Annotated in this window: 14 protein-coding genes, 2 tRNA genes and 3 pseudogenes; 10 read left to right on the top strand and 9 right to left on the bottom strand. The window is 64.8% G+C overall.

The window, feature by feature from the left end; all coding sequences use genetic code 11:
• Positions 1-284, bottom strand: a pseudogene (locus tag VJ811_RS10680) (3-phosphoshikimate 1-carboxyvinyltransferase); the annotation flags it as partial.
• 124 nt (positions 285-408) lie between these two features.
• Between VJ811_RS10680 and VJ811_RS10685 the strand changes: the two are divergent.
• Together VJ811_RS10685 and VJ811_RS10690 are read left to right on the top strand one after the other, a co-directional pair.
• Positions 409-732, top strand: a complete 324-nt coding sequence (locus VJ811_RS10685; protein WP_324072256.1) for a TIGR02300 family protein — start codon at positions 409-411, stop codon at positions 730-732.
• A gap of 133 nt (positions 733-865) precedes the next feature.
• Positions 866-941 (top strand) — tRNA-Ala (locus VJ811_RS10690).
• 58 nt (positions 942-999) lie between these two features.
• Here VJ811_RS10690 and VJ811_RS10695 read toward each other — a convergent pair.
• Together VJ811_RS10695 and VJ811_RS10700 are read right to left on the bottom strand one after the other, a co-directional pair.
• Entirely contained in the window at positions 1,000-1,944 is a 945-nt protein-coding gene (locus VJ811_RS10695; RefSeq protein WP_324072257.1) for an acyltransferase, read from the bottom strand.
• Between the two features lie 79 nt (positions 1,945-2,023).
• Positions 2,024-2,470, bottom strand: coding sequence for an RrF2 family transcriptional regulator (locus tag VJ811_RS10700; protein ID WP_056369487.1), 447 nt, complete (start codon positions 2,468-2,470; stop codon positions 2,024-2,026).
• Between the two features lie 149 nt (positions 2,471-2,619).
• On the opposite strand from VJ811_RS10700, the gene VJ811_RS10705 reads away from it, so the two are divergent.
• The 3 genes from VJ811_RS10705 to VJ811_RS10715 are packed head-to-tail and all read left to right on the top strand — an operon-like array spanning position 2,620 to position 4,528.
• Complete coding sequence (locus VJ811_RS10705) at positions 2,620-3,180, top strand: hypothetical protein (protein ID WP_324072258.1); 561 nt, start codon at positions 2,620-2,622, stop codon at positions 3,178-3,180.
• The gene (locus VJ811_RS10710) at positions 3,164-3,892 is read left to right on the top strand and encodes a hypothetical protein (RefSeq protein WP_324072259.1); all 729 of its coding nucleotides are present in this window, start codon (positions 3,164-3,166) and stop codon (positions 3,890-3,892) included. Before VJ811_RS10705 ends, VJ811_RS10710 begins: the two co-directional genes overlap by 17 nt.
• A 33-nt stretch (positions 3,893-3,925) precedes the next feature.
• Complete coding sequence (locus VJ811_RS10715) at positions 3,926-4,528, top strand: HD domain-containing protein (RefSeq protein ID WP_324072260.1); 603 nt, start codon at positions 3,926-3,928, stop codon at positions 4,526-4,528.
• Positions 4,529-4,640: 112 nt separating this feature from the next.
• On the opposite strand, the gene VJ811_RS10720 is transcribed toward VJ811_RS10715, so the two are convergent.
• Both VJ811_RS10720 and VJ811_RS10725 read right to left on the bottom strand, forming a co-directional pair.
• Positions 4,641-5,444: an enoyl-CoA hydratase-related protein gene (locus tag VJ811_RS10720; protein WP_324072261.1), complete on the bottom strand. Its 804-nt coding sequence runs from the start codon at positions 5,442-5,444 to the stop codon at positions 4,641-4,643.
• A 535-nt stretch (positions 5,445-5,979) separates the two neighbouring features.
• Positions 5,980-6,630: a hypothetical protein gene (locus VJ811_RS10725; protein WP_324072262.1), complete on the bottom strand. Its 651-nt coding sequence runs from the start codon at positions 6,628-6,630 to the stop codon at positions 5,980-5,982.
• Between the two features lie 77 nt (positions 6,631-6,707).
• On the opposite strand from VJ811_RS10725, the gene VJ811_RS10730 reads away from it, so the two are divergent.
• Entirely contained in the window at positions 6,708-8,303 is a 1,596-nt protein-coding gene (locus tag VJ811_RS10730; RefSeq protein WP_324072263.1) for a peptide chain release factor 3, read from the top strand.
• On the opposite strand, the pseudogene dinB reads toward VJ811_RS10730, so the two are convergent.
• Positions 8,300-9,430: pseudogene (gene dinB, locus VJ811_RS10735) on the bottom strand (DNA polymerase IV). The gene VJ811_RS10730 and the pseudogene dinB sit on opposite strands and share 4 nt — an antisense overlap.
• Before the next feature lie 101 nt (positions 9,431-9,531).
• Between dinB and VJ811_RS10740 the strand changes: the two are divergent.
• Positions 9,532-9,605 (top strand) — tRNA-Gly (locus tag VJ811_RS10740).
• Between the two features lie 95 nt (positions 9,606-9,700).
• Here the strand turns inward: VJ811_RS10740 and VJ811_RS10745 are convergent.
• A complete protein-coding gene (locus VJ811_RS10745) occupies positions 9,701-10,204 on the bottom strand; it encodes an FKBP-type peptidyl-prolyl cis-trans isomerase (protein ID WP_324072264.1) in 504 nt (167 codons plus the stop codon).
• Positions 10,205-10,642: 438 nt separating this feature from the next.
• Here VJ811_RS10745 and VJ811_RS10750 point away from each other — a divergent pair, with 438 nt between their 5' ends.
• The 3 genes from VJ811_RS10750 (at position 10,643) to VJ811_RS10760 (ending at position 13,457) form a co-directional block, all read left to right on the top strand.
• Entirely contained in the window at positions 10,643-11,236 is a 594-nt protein-coding gene (locus VJ811_RS10750) for a hypothetical protein (RefSeq protein WP_324072265.1), read from the top strand.
• Between the two features lie 137 nt (positions 11,237-11,373).
• Positions 11,374-12,108, top strand: a complete 735-nt coding sequence (locus VJ811_RS10755) for a response regulator (RefSeq protein WP_324072266.1) — start codon at positions 11,374-11,376, stop codon at positions 12,106-12,108.
• Positions 12,105-13,457: an ATP-binding protein gene (locus VJ811_RS10760; RefSeq protein ID WP_324072267.1), complete on the top strand. Its 1,353-nt coding sequence runs from the start codon at positions 12,105-12,107 to the stop codon at positions 13,455-13,457. Before VJ811_RS10755 ends, VJ811_RS10760 begins: the two co-directional genes overlap by 4 nt.
• 10 nt (positions 13,458-13,467) lie before the next feature.
• On the opposite strand, the gene VJ811_RS10765 is transcribed toward VJ811_RS10760, so the two are convergent.
• Both VJ811_RS10765 and VJ811_RS10770 read right to left on the bottom strand, forming a co-directional pair.
• Positions 13,468-14,220 carry a thioesterase family protein gene (locus VJ811_RS10765; protein WP_324072268.1) on the bottom strand — a complete coding sequence of 251 codons (753 nt, stop codon included), beginning with the start codon at positions 14,218-14,220 and terminating at the stop codon, positions 13,468-13,470.
• Between the two features lie 170 nt (positions 14,221-14,390).
• Positions 14,391-14,855: pseudogene (locus VJ811_RS10770) on the bottom strand (saccharopine dehydrogenase); the annotation flags it as partial.

A 14,855-nucleotide genomic window follows, 5' to 3' on the forward strand; every position in this document is an offset into this window, starting at 1 on the left:
TCGAGCGCTTCGCGCGGCTGGAGCAGCCCGCCGACGCCGACGCCGTGGATGCGCCATTCGCCATCGTCCTGACGCTCGATGGTCGCGCCCATCGCGCGCATCGCGGCGGCGGTGGCGAGCACATCATGCCCCTCGAGCAGGCCGGTGACGCGGCTTTCCCCGACGGCGAGCGCGGAGAGCATCAGCGAGCGGTGCGAGATGCTCTTGTCCCCCGGAATCGCGATCCTGCCTTTGAGCGGAACGGAAGCGGAAAAGCTGCGCGGCGTGGCGGTTTGATCGGTCATGGCGAGCGGCTTTTGACAGCGGCCTTGCAATCTGGCAAGGCGCACGCCGATTTGACGGGTAGCTATTCAACTTCCGTCGCTCTTCCGATATTTTTATCCTGTTCCAAAGGGTTACGAGGCATATATGATCAAGGCTGAATGGGGCACGAAGCGTAGCTGCCCGAAATGCGCAACCCGATTCTATGATTTGACCAAGGATGATCCGATCAACTGCATCAATTGCGGTTATAACTGGATTCCGGAATCGGTGCTGAAATCGAAGCAGCCGATGCCGTTCGAGCAGGTTGAAAAGCCGGGCAAGGTCGTCAAGGAAGAAGGCGTCGACGAGGATCTGGATCTGGACGTCGATGTCGACGAGGACAGCGATTCGCCCGACAATGACGTCGACCTCGGTGGCGACGACGATCTGGGCGTCGCGACCGCGGACGACGACGACGTCGAAACCTGATATTTTTCGCGGGGGGCCAAAAAAGCATCGGATGATGCATTTGGCCCCTTGCATCGGTCGCCGGCACTGGTAAAGGCGGCCTCCCGATCGCGGCGGCCAGGAATATTGGCCGGGGCGATCCGCGAAATGGCACGGGGCCTTAGCTCAGCTGGGAGAGCGCCTGCATGGCATGCAGGAGGTCAGCGGTTCGATCCCGCTAGGCTCCACCATTTCTTCTCCAAATTCCCGCCTTGATATAACAAGGCAAGCGGCGAAGGTTACCCGCGATCAGGTCGCCAGGCAGTTCGCCCGCCTTTCGGGCAAGCGAATGATCCACAAGCAAGCCATGACCACGGACAGGAGGACCGCAGCCTCGCGCGGCCAGCCAAAATAGAATCCGGCCTGCACGACCGGCATGTGGATCGCGTAAAGCGGAAACGACATATCACCGAGCAGGGCCGAGGGACCCTTCGGCACCTTCGGGTTGAGTCCGGCGAGCATCGTCAATGGCGCGACGACGAAGATGAAGGGCAGCGGCCAGAAAGCGAACGGATAGACGGTCACCAGCGCGATATAGGCAGGAAGCGCCACCGCGCCGGCCCAGAACGACACCTTCGGCAGCGACCGTTTCATCGTCAACCGCGACAGCAATATGCCAATGATATAGGCCGTTATAGCCCGGAATATGACAAACAGCTGCGTTTCGGCGGACGTATATTGAAGGATGCGCGGAAAACCGCCGTAGGAATATGCCGCCATGAATGCCGTGCTGGAGACGGCAAGCGCCGCCCACAACATGCGATCGCCTATCTTTGCCAGCCAAAGGCCGTGGAGTGCATTGGCGAGGAGCTCATAGGCGATCGACCAGGCGGGACTGTTGAGAAGATAGGGTGTCGCCGCGCCGTAGGGGATCAGCAACATGGCGAATAAATAGGTCAGCGCGAGTCCGGCCGACGGACCCATGATGTAAAGATGCAACACCAAGCCAAGCGACGCGCCGACTGCCATCGTAAACCACAGCCGCCGATAACGCCTGGTCAGAAATGCCACGACGCCAAGGGATTTATCGCGAAGGCGATCCTCGTAGGTCCGCGCCATGACGAAACCGGACAGCATGAAGAAGAAGTCGACGGCGAGATGCGCTCCGGCCAGCGCCTGGCTGGCGTGCATCAGAAGGACTAGCCAAGCGGCTATCCCGCGCATTGCGTCCAGACCGTAAATCCTGCCCGTCATGGCCGCTGTCTGGAGTGAATTGGTTAATTGTCCGTCTAATCGCGGCGACGGCCGGGTTGCCGCGGATGGCGGAGCGGGTCTATTCGGCCGCCTCGTCCTTTTCGAACACGGGTTCCAGCGCGATCGGGTCGGCGAGGGTGATGCGGTCGAGGATCGACGCGGTGTCGTCGCGGACTTTCAACATCAAGCTGCGCAGCCGGCATTCGGATTCGGGCAGGCAATTCTTGCAATGTTCATGCGCGTTGCGCGCCGCGCACGGGACGAGCGCCAGCGAGCCGCGCGTCAGGCGGACGAGATCGCCATAGCTGATGTCGATCGGGGGCAGGGCGAGCTGGTAGCCGCCGTCGCGCCCGCGCTGCGAAATCAGCAGGCCTTCGCGCGCCATTTCGGACAGGATCACGGTCAGGAATTTGGGCGGGATGTTCTGCGCCTCCGCAATATCCGCGAGCTGCACCTGTCCCTTGCCCCAATGGTCGGCAAGATGCTGGAACGCGCGGATCGTATAGCGGGTTTTTTGCGAGAGCATGGCGGCGTTACTGTGACATATTCAGCCTTAATTCAACCTGTCTGGATGACATAAGTTGCAGAGTTGATGAAAATCACAGCGGGTGGCATGAACCACCAATAAGAGGGTCGCTGGATAGCCCGGTTTCGGGCGCGGCGGAGGTGGATCAAATGATACGGAAAATATTCGCGACTCCCGCGGTGTTGGCAGCCTGCTTGCTGGCCGTCACCCCGGCTCAGGCGCAGTTCGGAAGCCTGCTTCGCAAGGTGACGACGCCCGCGCCGCAACCGAGCGAAGAAGGCAATGGCGGCTGTCCCAAGGGCAAGAAGGGCAGCAGCATCGGCCGCAACATCCTCGGCAATGTGATCAACGACGCGGTCGGCGACGCGGCGAGCAAGGCCGGCGTTTACAGCTATGTGCCGATTTCGGAGGTCAGCGGGACGCTGACCGATGCGATCGCCTGCCGCCTTGATCCCGCCGAGCAAGTGCAAGCCGCGGCGGCGACCGAGGAGGTCACGCGCGGCGAAGAGGTCGGCGCGACCGCGAACTGGACGAGCGAAACGCGGGCGAATGTCAGCGGATCGTCGACCGTTGCGGCGAAGAACCAACTCGCCGACGGCTCGCAATGCATGAGCGTCACCGATATCGTCATCGTCGAGGGCGAGGAAACGCGCGTCTCGAAACGGATGTGCAAGGGACCGGGCCAGGCGCGCTATGTCCTGGCGGCGTAAAGCGCGGCATAAAGCGTTTCGCGTTGCCGCGGCGGCGGGCCTGATCGCGTGCCTGGCCGGCGCCGCCAAGCCGGCGATCGACCCCGCGAACCCGACCTGCCCGCTGACCCCCGACTGGTCGGCGAATGCGACCATGAAACTGACCCCTGTTGCCAAAAAGGGCGGCAAGATACTGCTCGCCGAGGGGCGGATCGATGCGGGGCTGCCCGACCGGTTGAAGGCGGCGCTTGCCGCCAATCCTGACGTCAGCGAAGTCTGGCTGCGCTCGCCCGGCGGCGACGCGCGCGCGGGCAATGCCGCGGGGCGGATCATCCGATCGAACTTTGGCCTCACGACACGCATCCCGGCGGGCTGGGCCTGTTTCAGCGCGTGCAACTTCATCTTCATGGGCGGCCAGCCGCGCGTGATCGATCCGGGCGGGCTGTTCATCGTCCATATGTTCACGCGCACCGGCGATCGTCAATCGATCGACATGAGCGTCGCGATGGGCACCGATGCGACCAAGGAGCTGATCGGCGATATCGAACAGGATGCGGCGCTGCTCGCGAGCGAGGACAATGATTTCCTGATCCGCATGGGCGTGTCGCGCAAGCTCTTGACCGAGGTGATGTACCAGCAAAAGGCGCTGGCGAACGCCGAGGACAAGTCGACGCGCCGCTGCCTGACGCAGGCCGAGGTCAAAACCTATAACGTTGCAAATAACAACGAATAGGATAGGCTCGTCTCCATAAGAGGAGAGGCTGCCATGAACGAGATGACGCACGATCACGCCACTTTCCGGTCGATGATCGACGGAACGCAGGAAGATTGGGACATTATCGCGCGCGAGCAGAAGGAGTTCGCGCCGAACAATGGCAAGCGCATCCTCGATCATCTGAAGCTGCTCGGCGGCGATTATGGCGGCTTTCCGGTCGACCGGCTCGAACATTGCCTGCAGACCGCGACGCGCGCGCACCGCGATGGCCGCGACGAGGAATATGTCGTGATGGCGCTGCTCCACGACATCGGCGACACGCTGGGGGCGTTCAACCACCCCGACGTCGCCGCGGCGATCCTCAAGCCCTTTCTGTCAGAAGAAAATCTGTGGATCGTCCAGCATCATGGTGTGTTTCAGGGGCATTATTTCTTCCACTATCTCGGCCTCGACCGCGACATGCGCGACCAGTTCCGCGACAGCCCGCATTATGCCGCGTGCGCCGAATTCTGCGAAAAATATGACGCGCCGGCGTTCGACCCCGATTACGACAGCGAGCCGCTCGAATTTTTCGAGCCGATGGTGATGCGCCTCTGCTCCTATCCGCGCACGAGCATCTACAAGAAGGTGATGGTCGAGGAAGCGGCGGAGTAGAACAAGCTCAACAAACCCGTTCGCATCGAGCGAAGTCGAGATGCCCCTCGGCTTTGAGTGAGCTCTAGGGGTGTCTCGACTTCGCTCGACACGAGCGGAATTAGGAGTGCGCCTACTTCCCCTTGAACTCGGTCTTGCGCTTCTGCTGAAAGGCCATGATGCCTTCCATCGCATCGGCGGTGCCGCCCGCGACGAACTGGCCCTTGGCTTCGGCGTCGAGCGTGGTCGCGAAATCCTGTGTCAGGCCATCCCGCAGAACTTTGCGCATCGTGCCGAGCGCGATGGTCGGGCCGTTCGCGAGGCGGGTCGCCAGCGCCTTCGCCTCGGTCATCAGCTCGGCATCGTCGACGCATTTATAGATCATGCCCCAGTCGGCCGCCTGCTCGCCGCCGATCTTTTCGCCGAGCATCATCATCTGCAGCGCGCGCGGTACGCCAATCAAGCGCGGCAGCAGCCACGACGAGCCGCCGTCGGGGACAAGGCCGATGTTGACGAAGGCCTGCAGGAAATAGGCGCTCTTGCCCGCGATCGTGAAATCGCCCGACAGCGCGAAGCTGCACCCGACCCCCGCCGCGGGGCCGTTGACCGCGGTGACCACCGGAATGTCGAGGTTGGCGAGTGCGAGCAGCATCGGGTTGTAATGGCCGCGCAGCGCGTTGCGGCTCCGCGCCCCGCCGCTCACCGCGCCGCCCGCCGAGCGGTCGCCCGCCAGATCGGCGCCCGAACAGAAACCGCGGCCTTCGCCCGTGATCAGCAACGCGCGCGCGCCGAGGCCCGGCAGATGATCGAGCGCTTCGCGAATGTCGTCGGCCATCGCGGGGGGCATCGAATTGAGCCGGTCGGGGCGGTTGAGCGTGATCGTCGCGACATGGTCGGCGAGTTCGAGCTTGATCGTGTCGAAGGTCGGAAGGGTCATGGAAGAATCCTCTCGCGGGTGCTTTACCTTTACGTTCACGTAAAGTTGTGACTCATTTGCGGGAGGAGTGCAAGAGGGAAGGGCGGGGAGGGCGACGGTGGTCGACTGGTAGCGGACGCCCCGCTTCTAATAGTTCGTCATTCCCGCGAAAGCGGGAACCCAGAGCGTCCGTCGGCTGGCCTAGCCCTGGGTTCCCGCTTTCGCGGGAATGACGAAAATGGGGGGATGGCAGCTCACCACCCCAAAGCAGGCGCCGCCGTCAAATAAGCCTTTCCTACATTATCCGGCCGTGCCAGCCTTTGTCCCGGCTCTTTCATTTGGTGGATAAAGCGGTCGCTGCCCGGCGTGCGGGTGCAGCCACGGCGAGGCATGCCGCGCGCGTCCGGTATGCCGCCAGATCCAGAATCGGGTGCCGCACAGGGCTGAACTTTCCTGAACTTTGGAATGATCATGCGGTCCTTGCCCGCCTGGATCCCGGATTCCAGCCCGGAGTGACGAAGGAAGGCAACGGCAGTTCTCCGCTCCAAAGTCGCCGCTATTCTCCGCCCAACCGCACAAACCGCATATCGCCCTCGGCGCGGTGCAGCGTGACGCCGCGTTCGGTCTTTTCGGCGCAGGCGCCCTCAAAATTCACGACGCCAATATCGTTGGGAACGATGACCGCACGCAGCTTGCCGCCATCGGCCTCGGTGAGTTCAAAGCGCGGCGCGGTAATGCCATGGATCGGCTCGCGCACCTCGATCCAGCGCGGGATGCGCCTGTCGTCGTCGGGCATCGTCCAGCCATAGGTCTGGGTGTAGTCCTCAACGGGATCGCCGCTGTCGAAACCGATAGTGAAATCGACGCCGGGAATGCCTTTGCCATTGGGCCAGGTGACGAGCAGCGTCGGGACGGTGCCTTCGACCTCAATCAACGCGCCTTTCTCCAGCGCGGGCGGCACCGGCTTGGGATCGGTGGTCAGGCAGGCCATCTCGCCGCGCGTCTCCCAGCGGCCCTCGGCCTGCTCGTCGAGCGCGCCGGCGGCGAGCATATATTGGAAACGGCCGTCGTTTCGGATCAACAGGCCGCCGCCGACATCCGGCCCTTCGGCAAGGCTATATTCGCCAACAAAGGGGGAATCCTGTGCCGCGGCGGGGGCGGCGATCAAGGCGGCGGCCATTGCGGCGACGGGGAGCAGGGTGCGCATCGGCCGATCATGCGTCCGCCGCGGCGCGAGCGCCAGCCCCTTTCCACATCCCGCCCCACCTGCTAGGCGCCCGCGCCATGACCCGGAAGCACCCCGACCGCCGTACCTTCGCCATCATCTCGCATCCCGACGCGGGTAAAACGACGCTGACCGAGAAACTGCTCGTCGCCGGCGGCGCGATCCATATCGCGGGCGAGGTCAAGGCGCGCGGGCAGGCGCGGCGCGCGCGTTCCGACTGGATGAAGATCGAGCAGCAGCGCGGGATTTCGGTGACCTCGTCGGTGATGACCTTCGAACATGCGGGGCTGGTTTTCAACCTGCTCGACACGCCGGGGCACGAGGATTTCAGCGAGGATACCTATCGTACCCTCACGGCCGTCGACAGCGCGGTGATGGTGATCGACGCCGCGAAGGGCATCGAGCCGCAGACGCTGAAGCTGTTCGAGGTGTGCCGCCTGCGTTCGGTGCCGATCATCACCTTCATCAACAAGGTCGACCGCGAAGGGCTGCCGCCGTTCGAATTGCTCGACGAGGTGGCCGACCGGCTCGCGCTCGACGTCTGCCCGATGAACTGGCCCGCGGGCATGGGCGGGCAGTTCGAGGGGATCTACGACCTCGCCGATCCCGCGATCATGCGGCCGGGCGGCGATGCGTCGCGCATGTACGAAGGCCACCGCGCGAAGGTCGCCGGGCTCGACGATCCGGCGCTCGCGGCGGAGCTTTCGGAGCGTGGGCTCGCGCACCTCAAGGAAGAGACCGAGCTGGCGTCGGCTTGCTATGCGCCCTTCGATGCCGCGGCTTACCGCGCTGGCGATCTGACGCCGGTCTATTTCGGATCGGCGCTGAAGGAATTCGGCGTCGTCGACCTGTTGTCGGCGCTTGCCAATCACGCACCCGGACCGCAGCCGCAGCCCGCCGAACCCGCGCCGGTACAGCCGGACGACGATGCCGTCACCGGCTTCGTGTTCAAGGTGCAGGCGAACATGAACCCCGCGCACCGCGACCGCATCGCCTTCATGCGCCTCTGCTCGGGCAAGTTCGAGCGCGGGATGCGGCTGATGCAAGGCGGGACGGGCAAGGCGATCGCGATCAGCCGCCCGATGCTGTTCCTCGCGCAGGACCGCGAAATGGCCGAAGAGGCGTTTCCCGGCGACATCATCGGCATTCCGAACCACGGCACGCTGCGCGTCGGCGATACGCTGTCCGAACGCACCGACATCACGATCACCGGCCTGCCGAACTTCGCCCCCGAACTGCTGCGCCGCGTTGCGCTCGTCGATCCGACGAAGACCAAGCAGCTTAGGAAAGCGCTCGACGACATGGCCGAGGAGGGGATCATCCAGGTCTTCTACCCCGAAATCGGGTCGAACATGATCGTCGGCGTCGTCGGCCAGTTGCAGCTCGAAGTGCTGATCAGCCGGTTGGATGCGGAATATAAGGTCGAGGCGAAGCTCGAGCAGTCGCCGTGGGACACCGCGCGCTGGATCGCGAGCGACGACGCGGCGGCGCTGAAGGCGTTCCAGGCCGATCACCGCGGCGCCAGCGCCACCGACCGCGACGGCGCCCCGGTCTTCATGGCGAAGGATGCATGGGAAGTCGGCTATGTGACGCAGCGCCATCCGTCGATCCGGTTTACGGCGACCAAGGAACGGCGTTTCGCGGTGGCTGACTAAATCAGGCTGAGCAGGTCGGCGGGGGCTGCCTCAACCCCGTCCTCGTCATCCTCTTCACCCTCGAACTTGCTCAAGGTCACGCCGAGCAGGCGGATGCCCTGTTCGGTGGGGAGCAGGGGCGCGAGGATCGCTTCGCCTGCGGCGAGCAGCGAATTGCCGTCGAGGATCGGCGCAGCGACCGATTTGGCGCGCGTGATCGTGCGGAAATCGGCGTAGCGGAGCTTGAGCGTCACGGTGCGGCCGCGCGCGCCCTTTTTCGCCGCCCGGTCCTAGACGACGGTGCAGACATGCGCGAGCGCCTCGCGGATTTCGGTGTCGGTGATCAGGTCGTTGAAAAATGTCCGCTCGCCGCCCAGCGATTTCAGCGGCCGGTTCGACTTGACGCGGCGATGGTCGATGCCGCGTGCGAGGTTGAAGAGCCATTCGGCGCTGTTGCCGAAATGTGTCGCGAGCCACATCGGATCCTTGTCCGCAAGGTCGGCGCCCGAAAAGATGCCGAGCCCCTCCATCTTCGCCGCGGTCACCGGGCCGATGCCGTGGAAGCGGCGGATCGAGAGCGTCTGGACGAAGGCGGCGCCTTTGCCGGGCGGGATGATCGTGATGCCGTCGGGCTTGTTCTGGTCCGAGGCGAGCTTGGCGATGAACTTGTTGTACGAGACACCGGCCGAGGCGGTGAGGCCGGTTTCGGCGCGGATGCGCTGGCGGATCAGCTTTGCCGCGGCGGTCGCGCTGCCGAGTCCCGCCTTGTCGGCGCTGACGTCGAGATAGGCTTCGTCGAGCGACAGCGGCTCGACCTCGTCGGCATAGTCGCGGAAGATCGCGCGAATCTGGTGCGATATGTCGCGATAGACCTCGAAACGCGGCGGCACGAAGATCAGGGCGGGGCACTGGCGCTTCGCGGTGATGCTGGGCATCGCGGAGCGGACGCCGAACTTGCGCGCCTCGTAGCTGGCGGCGGCGACGACCCCGCGCCGCGACGACCCACCGACCGCGACCGGTAGCCCACGCAGCGCCGGATCGTCGCGCTGTTCGACCGAGGCGTAAAAGGCATCCATATCGACATGGATGATCTTGCGGACCGGGATGTCCGCGCCGCCATCGGGTCCATGATCGTCGCCGTCCTGCACGGCGCATCTTTAGCATGTTGCCATGATGTTCTCAATGGCGCGCTTGACGAACCGCTTGACGCAAAGGTGGCAAAATGGCAATCGCCGCCGACCTTGGGAATGCGGGTATAGCATAGTGGTAATGCTCTAGCCTTCCAAGCTAGCTAGGCGGGTTCGATTCCCGCTACCCGCTCCACCAAAATCAGACGTCGATGACACGGCAATCCGGCTTTGGCCGGTAGCGCTCCGCGTCCCGCCGCCGCCTCGTGAGAGGCCGGTGCTTCCGACAGATTATCCGGCCGGTTCGACGCCGAGCAGCTCGACCGTGAACAGCAGCGTCGCGCCGCCAGGGATCGGACCCTTGCCGTCGGGGCCGTAGGCGAGCTGCCAGGGGATCGCGAATTCGACCTTGTCGCCGACGCCCATCAACTGAACGCCTTCCTGCCATCCCTCGATCACGCGGTTCAGCGGAAAGGTCGCCGGTTCGCCGCGGGCGACCGAGCTGTCGAATTCGCGGCCGTCGGCAAAGGTGCCGACATAATGGACGGTGACGTTATTGGCCGGGCCAGGGTGCGCGCCGCTGCCGTCGCCCGCGATCCGGCGCCAGCGCAGCCCGCTGGGCGTCACGCGCCAGCCGTCGGCGCCGTGGCGTTCGGCGAGCGCCGTCATCTGCTTGTTGAGATAGGCGGCGCCCTGGGTGGATGGCGTTTCGGCCTGCTGGGCGGAGGCGGGCGCCGGAATGCAGATGCCCAATGCGGCCGCCGCAAGCAGCCGGTGCCAAGACGATAGATACATGAAAACTCCCTCGATCGTTACGCCATAAACGCACTGCGCGCCGAATAGGCAATAGCCTATCGGTTCCGAACCGGTCCCTGGATCGGCCGCGGCGCGGAAGATCGCCGGAAAAAATCGAACGCCGCGGGAACCAAGCCGGACCTGCGGCGTTTCGTGGATCTACTAGATCGAAAGTGAAGGTAGAATCTGGTTCCCGTCCTCGGACGGAACCTAGGGAGCCCCGCCGCAGAAATGCGACGGGGCTTACCTGTTTCTGGCCTGTTTCTGGCTGGCCGGTTCGAGCCCGCCGCTTGCCGCGAAATGAACGGCGGGTGGTTTTTGCGACAATTTGCGACAATTTTCCGTCGATCCGGCACGCCGCTGGGACAAACGGCGCCTAGAACGGCTTCATCGGGATCCGGCTCATACCCGGACAGACCCCATGAAGGAGTTCGTTACGTGAACAAGAAAATCTCGCTCTTTACGCTCGCCGCCGCATTGGTGGCCGTGCCCGTTCTCGCCGCACCCGGCGCCGACGGCAATGCCGTGCAGACCCGCGCCGATGCAGAGGCCCGCGCCACGCAGATGTTCGCCAGGATGGATGCGAACAAGGATGGCAAGCTCGACGCCACCGACCGCGCCGCCCAGCATGCCGAGCGGCAGGCCAAGCGCTTCGCCAGCCTCGACGCCGACGGCAATGGCAGCATCAGTAAGGCCGAATGGGACAAGCATGGCGCCGATCGCGCCGCCAAACGTGCCGAACGCGGTGAAAAGCGTGCCGAAGCCGGTGGAGCCGGCGAAGGCAAGCGTCACCACGGCATGCGCGGCGGTCACGGCAAGCGCGGCGGCCACCACGGCATGATGATGGGCAAGGCCGATACCGATGGCGACAAGGCGATCAGCCAGGCCGAGTTCCAGACCGCAGCGCTGGCGCGTTTCGACGCCGCCGATGCGAACAAGGACGGTCGGGTCACGCCCGAGGAACGTCAGGCCCAGCGCGGCGCATGGCGCGCCAAGCGCGGTGCGGCGCCGGCCGCTCCCGCGAACCAGTAAGCATTTGGCGGGGGCGCGGCGGCAAACGTACGGCCTTCCTCCCCTCCCGGCATTGCCTTTGTGGCCGGTCCCTGCCAGCTATCGCCCATCGGCCCCCGCGGCCGGTGGGCGAACCAGCATTTTTCGACGGAAACCGCATGACCGACAGCGACACGCCGCGCATCCTGCTGATCGACGACGAGCCGTCGATCCGCGAACCGCTGGCTGAATATCTGGTCGCGCAGGGCTTTGCGGTGACCGATGTCGCGAGCGCCGCCGAGGCGCGATCGGTATTGCGCGCGCAGGGCGTCGACCTTGTCGTCAGCGACATCATGATGCCCGGCGAGGACGGCCTGTCGCTGACCCGCCATTTGCGCGAGACGAGCAGCATCCCTGTCATCCTGCTGACCGCGCGCGCCGAGGATACCGAACGGATCATCGGACTGGAGATCGGCGCCGACGATTATGTCGTCAAACCCTTCAACCCGCGCGAACTGGTCGCGCGCATCCGCACCGTATTGCGCCGGACGCAGCAAGGCGGGCGCGCCCTCGATCCGGGCGGCACCTATTATGCCTTTGGCGACTGGGTGCTGCGCGAAATCGAACGCGTGCTGGTCGATGGCGAGGGCAATGAGGTCGCGCTGTCGTCGGGCGAATATCATCTGCTCCATGCGCTGGTCCGCCATCCGCGCCAAGTGATGAGCCGCGACCGCCTGCTCGATATGGTGCGCGGGCGCGAGGCCGATATCTTCGACCGCGCGATCGACAATCTGGTCAGCCGGTTGCGCAAGAAGATCGAGGTCGACGCCGCGCACCCGCAGATCGTCAAGACCGTGTGGGGCGGCGGCTATACGCTGGCGTGCGAGGTCAAGCGGATGGGTCCGGCGGCGTGAAACTGCGGTTGTGGCCCAAAAGCCTTGTCGGCCAGCTCGTCTTTGCGGTCGCGGTGATGCTGTTCGTCGCGCAGGCGATCAATTTCGTGCTGCTGTCGCGCGGGATGCGGCAACAGACCCTGGCGCACGGCGGCGGCATGGCCGTCGCGCGGATCATCGATGCGATCGAGCGCGACCGGCGCGGCGACTTCAGGCCGCCGCGCAACGAACGCGAGCGGCACGAGGCGCGCGAGCGCGCGCAGAAACTGGTGATCTCCGATCATCTCCCCCCGATGCCCATCGGCGCCGTCCGGGTGCCGGATCTCGCGGCCTATGTGGAAGGCTTGCTCGGCGAGACCAATGTGCCGGCCACAATGGTCGACGCATGGGAGCTCCCGCCGCGCGAACGGCAGCGGCTGCGCCGGCCGGCTTTTCCCGACCGGGCCGTCATCGTCGTCGCGAAGGTCGACGGGCGCTATTTTGCGGTGCGCACGCGGATCGCGGCGGGCGGCAACCGGTTGCAGGGCTTTCTCGTCTGGCAGACGCTGTCGCTCTACCTGTTGCTGCTGGTTCCGATCATGCTGATCGCGTGGCGCGCAGCGCGGCCGCTGCGCGACCTGACGCGCGCGGCGCGCGCCAATCCGGCGCTGCGCGATGCCGAGCCGCTCGAGGAAGAGGGGCCATCGGACGTGCGCGAGCTGATCGCCGCGTTCAATTCCTATCGCGGCCGAATTTCGGCGATGCTGTCGGACAAGGACCGGATGCTCGGCGCCGTCGGCCACGATTTGCGCACTCCGCTCGCCAGCCTCCGCGTTCGCGTCGAACAGGTCGGGGACGAGACGCTGCGCGACAAGATGATCACGAGCATCGAGGAAATGACCGCGATGCTGAGCGATATTTTGGCGCTGGCGCGATCGGGTGCGGGTACTGAGGCGCGCGAGCGTATTCCGCTACGCGAATTGATAGGCGAACTCGCGGCCGATTATCAGGAGCGCGGCAAGGATGTCGAAATCGGCGATATGGCCGACGCCGCCGTGCTGGCGCGCCCGATGCTGCTCAAGCGCGCGCTGCGCAATCTTGCCGACAATGCGATCGCTTATGGCGTGCGGGCGCGACTGTCGGTTGTGACCGACGGAGCATTGGCGCGGATTATCGTTTCCGATGACGGCCCCGGCCTGACCGGCGAACAGATCAAGACGCTGATCGAACCCTTCGCGCGCGGCGAACAATCGCGCAACCGCGCGACCGGCGGTGCCGGGCTGGGCCTGTCGATCGCGCGCGATATCGCCGAGGGTGAGGGCGGTGTGCTGACGCTGAGCAATCGTTCCGGCGGCGGGCTCGATGCCGTGATCGCGCTGCCCGTAGCTTAAACCCCGTCGGTTACGCGTAGATCGCGATCGCCTGACTGCCGCTGAGGATCGGCTCGCCGGCGCGGTTCCACAGCATCATGTCCTGCACCGACAGGCCGTGGCGCGCATAGCCCGTCTTGGCCGACAGCAGCCACCAGCCGTCGTCGGTCGTCGGCGCGCCGGTCAGCATGTTGACAGTCCAGTTCATCGAGCTGATCGGGCCGAACTCGCTGAACAGCGCCATCGCCGCGGGGGGCAGCGCGTCGCCCATCGCGAGCAGCGCGACCGCGGGATGGCATGCGGGCTCCTCGACGAAGCGGACCCAGGTCAGATATTCGCCGACCTCGCTTTTCCAGCCGAAGCGCGGGCCGGTGGTCGGGCGCATGTCGAAATGGCGGGTGAAGCTCGGCCGCGCATGATGATCGGGCACCGGCGCCAGCGTCTCGGGATCGGGCGCGCCGGGCACCGACAGGCGATCATGGTCGAGGTGGCTCTTGCGGTCGCCTGAAAAGGCGAAGACCGCGGCGGTGCCGAAGCCCTGGTCGCTCGACACGCCGGCGTCGATGAACAGGCTCGATTTCGATTGCCGCAGCACGCGCGTTTCGACGGTGCAGTCGCCGCCGACGGGGCCGACGAAGCTGATCTGCGCGTAGCGCAGCGGCGTTTCGGTCGGATGGAGCGCCATCGTGCCCGCGAGCGCGACCGCCGAGCTGATCCCGCCATAGGCGGTGCGTCCCTGCATCCATCCTTCGTCGATATGCGCGGTTGCGATATTGCCGTCCACGCGAAGGGTTGAGAGGAGGGAGTCCAAGGCGCTGGAGGGGGAGGAGTTCATATCAGCCGTTCACTGTCAAAACTCCGCTCGCCCTGAGCTTGTCGAAGGGCCGCACTTTCTTCTTGCAACATCAAGGAAAGGACGGTGCTTCGACAAGTTCGGCACGAACGGATGAGGGGTTAATCTTCGATCTGGAAGGTCAGTCCGGCATTGGCCGTCAGCCGTTCGATCAGCGCATCGCCAAGCAGCGCGCCAGGGGTCCAGACGCCGCCTTTGTCCTTGTTCGCGAGCAGCGCGATGCCCGTTTCGGCGAGCATCTTCGACGTCGAGCCATAGCCGGGATCGCGGTCGCCCTGCACCGAGGCGCGTATCGTGGTGCCGTCGGGATATTCGCCGATGAAAAGGATGTCGTAGAAGCCGTTTTCACGCTCCTCCTTGCTCGGTCCCTCGCCGGGCTGCAGCTTCGATTCGCCGAACGGATTGGCCTTTGCCATCGCTTCGTCCATCGCCTTGCCCGCGTCGCCGATGGTCGTCATTACCATCTCGTCGTAAACCAGATCCTCGCCCCACTTGTGGCCGAGCAGGAAATTGGTGCGGTGGACATTCTTGGTGTTGATCGGCGCCATCACGAAGGGCGCGGTCCA

It is taken from the genome of Sphingopyxis sp. (assembly GCF_035250425.1).
In the GTDB taxonomy this organism is placed as follows: Bacteria; Pseudomonadota; Alphaproteobacteria; order Sphingomonadales; family Sphingomonadaceae; genus Sphingopyxis.

Excerpts from the sequence above, each read along its gene's own strand:
- VJ811_RS10685 (WP_324072256.1), top strand. The coding sequence starts at position 409 with ATGATCAAGGCTGAATGGGGCACGAAGCGTAGCTGCCCGAAATGCGCA.
- VJ811_RS10695 (WP_324072257.1), bottom strand. The coding sequence starts at position 1,944 with ATGACGGGCAGGATTTACGGTCTGGACGCAATGCGCGGGATAGCCGCT.
- VJ811_RS10700 (WP_056369487.1), bottom strand. The coding sequence starts at position 2,470 with ATGCTCTCGCAAAAAACCCGCTATACGATCCGCGCGTTCCAGCATCTT.
- VJ811_RS10705 (WP_324072258.1), top strand. The coding sequence starts at position 2,620 with ATGATACGGAAAATATTCGCGACTCCCGCGGTGTTGGCAGCCTGCTTG.
- VJ811_RS10710 (WP_324072259.1), top strand. The coding sequence starts at position 3,164 with ATGTCCTGGCGGCGTAAAGCGCGGCATAAAGCGTTTCGCGTTGCCGCG.
- VJ811_RS10715 (WP_324072260.1), top strand. The coding sequence starts at position 3,926 with ATGAACGAGATGACGCACGATCACGCCACTTTCCGGTCGATGATCGAC.
- VJ811_RS10720 (WP_324072261.1), bottom strand. The coding sequence starts at position 5,444 with ATGACCCTTCCGACCTTCGACACGATCAAGCTCGAACTCGCCGACCAT.
- VJ811_RS10725 (WP_324072262.1), bottom strand. The coding sequence starts at position 6,630 with ATGCGCACCCTGCTCCCCGTCGCCGCAATGGCCGCCGCCTTGATCGCC.
- VJ811_RS10730 (WP_324072263.1), top strand. The coding sequence starts at position 6,708 with ATGACCCGGAAGCACCCCGACCGCCGTACCTTCGCCATCATCTCGCAT.
- VJ811_RS10745 (WP_324072264.1), bottom strand. The coding sequence starts at position 10,204 with ATGTATCTATCGTCTTGGCACCGGCTGCTTGCGGCGGCCGCATTGGGC.
- VJ811_RS10755 (WP_324072266.1), top strand. The coding sequence starts at position 11,374 with ATGACCGACAGCGACACGCCGCGCATCCTGCTGATCGACGACGAGCCG.